This is a genomic window from Okeania sp., assembly GCF_983059655.1.
This window is the reverse complement of sequence record NZ_CEZPJD010000866.1, coordinates 1-3,227: the sequence shown is the minus strand read 5'-3', so window position 1 is coordinate 3,227 and position 3,227 is coordinate 1. Positions and strand designations below refer to the sequence as shown.

Annotated in this window: 2 protein-coding genes; both read left to right on the top strand. The window is 33.2% G+C overall.

The genetic code is table 11. From position 1 onward, the window contains the following. Positions 1-198 precede the first annotated feature (198 nt). The gene (locus tag AC3DU7_RS29510) at positions 199-1,152 is read left to right on the top strand and encodes an Rpn family recombination-promoting nuclease/putative transposase (protein ID WP_488042807.1); all 954 of its coding nucleotides are present in this window, start codon (positions 199-201) and stop codon (positions 1,150-1,152) included. A 552-nt stretch (positions 1,153-1,704) separates the two neighbouring features. Then, entirely contained in the window at positions 1,705-2,871 is a 1,167-nt protein-coding gene (gene hpsO / locus AC3DU7_RS29505) for a hormogonium polysaccharide biosynthesis glycosyltransferase HpsO (protein ID WP_488042806.1), read from the top strand. Positions 2,872-3,227 lie beyond the last annotated feature (356 nt).

Here is a 3,227-nt window from a genome sequence, read left to right as displayed (position 1 = left end):
GGGAGGAATAATTAATAATTTAGAGCAGAGGAAACAGGGAGGAATAATTGATAATTTATGGATAATAATTGATTTTACTTTTGATTTTTGGAGATGTCTTTAAAGAAAGTTAAAAATTAGAAATAAGTAGAGACATTCTATGCAACGTCCGTCCGCAGGTTGAAGTAAAAACATCAATAATTAACAAGCTGTATTATTATGAGATTTATTAATCCTAAAACAGATTATGCCTTCAAAAAAATATTTAGCTCTGCTGAGAGTAAAGATATTCTGATTAGTTTTCTGAATGCACTGCTCTATAAAGGTCAAAATACTATCCATGACTTGGAATTTAGTAATACTTATGAAGCAGGAGCGATGGCTATTCTCAAAGATTCATTTTTAGATGTGAAGGCAACTCTTGATAATGGTTCTATAGTCATCATTGAAATGCAGGTATTAAATATAGAAGGTTTCAATAAACAAATTCCTTACTATGCAGCTAAAGTTTATGTTAATCAACTCAAGCGAGGGGAAATTTATACTGATTTACAACCTGTAATTTCTCTAACTATTACTGATTTTAAGATGTTTAAGAAAACTGAAAAAATTATAAACCGCTTTGTATTTAAAGAATGGGATGACTCTTTTCTTTACCCAGATAGTGAATTAGAAATGTTTTTTGTAGAGTTACCTAAGTTTAAAAAAAACTTGGAAGATTTAGAAAGTATTACAGATAAATGGCTTTACTTTCTGAAACATACTGAGAGATTGGAAGTAGTACCAGAATCAATGGGAATAGTTCCTGAAATTAATCATGCTTTTACTATTGCTGATGAGACTAATTTAAGCCCTGAAGAATTAGAAAGATTGGAAAGCCAAGAGCGATTTATTCTTGACCGAAAAGGAGCAATTGCTTTTAGTCGTAACGAAGGCCGTGAAGAAGGTAAAAGGGAAGGCCGTGAAGAAGGTAAAAGGGAAGGTCGTGAAGAAGGTAAAAGGGAATTAATTCTAAGTTTAATAGAGCGTTTATTAGGCACAATTGATGCTAAGACAAAAGAACGCTTTAATCAATTATCAAATAGGGAATTAGAAGAATTAATTCAGACAATGTTAGAATTCAAAAATATATCTGATTTAGTCGCTTGGTTAGATCAAACTAGAGATGAATAATGACACAAATAGTTCAACAACTAATAATTAATAATTAACAAGTAAAGTAAGGGCGTTTTGCTTCGCAATATATAATACCAATTTGAAAAAAGAATAATACAAAAAGGTAGACATTGATCGGATATGCTTAAAAATAGCTGCTCCAGTTGATTTGAGATAGTTATCTCTATCTTATTTCCCTTTTTTTCAAAATTTCCCCCTTTTTCCTTCTTCCCTCTTCCTTATTTTGTAGAGACGTTGCATGCAACGTCCCTACCATTTGTAACAAACATTTATCAAATTGGTATAAAGCGGAAGCTTTGCGTTAGTAAATGGCCATCCACCTTTACTGCTCTTATGATTCGTAATATTCTTTTTTCAAATTGATATAGCGCTACGCCCTAGGGAATAGGGAATAGGGAAGAGTAAACTGTCAAAGGGTTTTCGGTGCGGAATCTATCAGGAAACAGGATTTAGAAATGTCCTAACCTTAATGCGTAGCGCTATATAATTTCAAATTTTTCTGAAAAACGTGGTACATACTGTTTTATAAATAATTACCCAATAATAACCATGAAAATATTAGTAGCTAGCCACACCTATATTGTTGACTTAAACAGGGAAAAGTTACGCGCTTTAGCTCAACTTGAACCGGGTATAGAAGTTACGGTTGTTGTTCCTAAACGTTGGAATCCTAAAGGAGTACAAAGTCAAATAGTTGAAACCCAATTTATTGATGAGGGTTCCTTTCAAGTAGTACCAATTTCTAATTACAGTGAAAATAATCAAGCTTTACTGACTTTTGGTCCTGATTTAATTAGTTTGCTACGAAAATTCAAGCCCGATATTGTTCAAGTAGAACAGGGTTCTAAAGCTTTAACTTACGCTCAATTTATTACTTTTAATAAACTTTTAGGACTCAAAGCTAAAAATCTATTTTTTACTTGGTGGAATTTACCTTATACTCTCAAGTTTCCCATTTCTTTACTAGAATTTTATAATCTTAAAAATACTGATGGAATTGTTGCTGGAAATAAGGATGGAGAAGATATTTTAAGAGAACGAGGCTACAAAGGGCCGATTAAAGTTATGCCTCAATTGGGAGTAGATGAAAGTTTGTTTAAACCAGAACCACAGGTAGAATTAAAAGATAGTTTGGGAATTAAACTTGATGATTTTGTGGTGGGTTTTGTGGGTCGTTTTGTTGAGGAAAAGGGATTATTCACATTAACAGAAGCTTTAGCAGGTTTACAAGAAAAACCTTGGAAATGGTTATTATTAGGAAGGGGTGAGTTACAATCGACTTTATTAGAAAAAGCAGCAGAATTAGGAATTAAAGATAGGTTGATTTTAGTAGAAAGTGTTCCTCACGACCATGTACAAAAGTATATTAATTTGATGAATACTTTAGTATTACCATCAGAAACTACTTATAAGTTTAAAACTTTAACTTCTGTGGGGTGGAAAGAACAATTTGGTCATGTTTTAATTGAAGCAATGGCTTGTCGAGTACCTGTAATAGGTTCTGATTCTGGAGAAATTCCTCATGTAATTGGGGATACTGGTTTGGTATTTCCAGAAGGAAATGTTGAAGAATTGAGAAATTGTTTAATGCAGTTGATGGAGCAAAAAGAATTAGCTGAGGAATTAGGGAAAAAGGGTTATGAAAAAGCAATGAATCAGTATACAAATCAAGCTTTGGCTAGGCAGTTATTTGATTTTTATCAGGAGTTGATGTAATATCAAGTCAAATTTTAAGTAGGGCTTGCTGATTAAATATCAAAGCATTTACTGATATTGATTTTAGCCTTTTTAGGTATTGAAAAAGTACCTGGTTTTGAGCTATTAGAGCTCAAAAAGGAGCATATTTTGGGCCAGATAGGGGAAGAACAATCTTGGGACGATTCTTCTGACTACCTCTTCTATAATTCCCATTCCTCCTGACTTCCTCCTGATTTCTGGATTCTGGATTCTGGCTCCTACCCTTACCACTCATACTTTTGAGCGCAAACCCTAAGTATTCAGCCGTCACCTATCAGCTACTAATCTTGGAGAAGGTCATTTCAGTTATCAGTTATCAGTTATCAGTTATCAGT

Bases quoted from the DNA above. Each gene is read 5' to 3' on its own strand.
- hpsO (WP_488042806.1), top strand. From the start codon at position 1,705: ATGAAAATATTAGTAGCTAGCCACACCTATATTGTTGACTTAAACAGG.
- AC3DU7_RS29510 (WP_488042807.1), top strand. From the start codon at position 199: ATGAGATTTATTAATCCTAAAACAGATTATGCCTTCAAAAAAATATTT.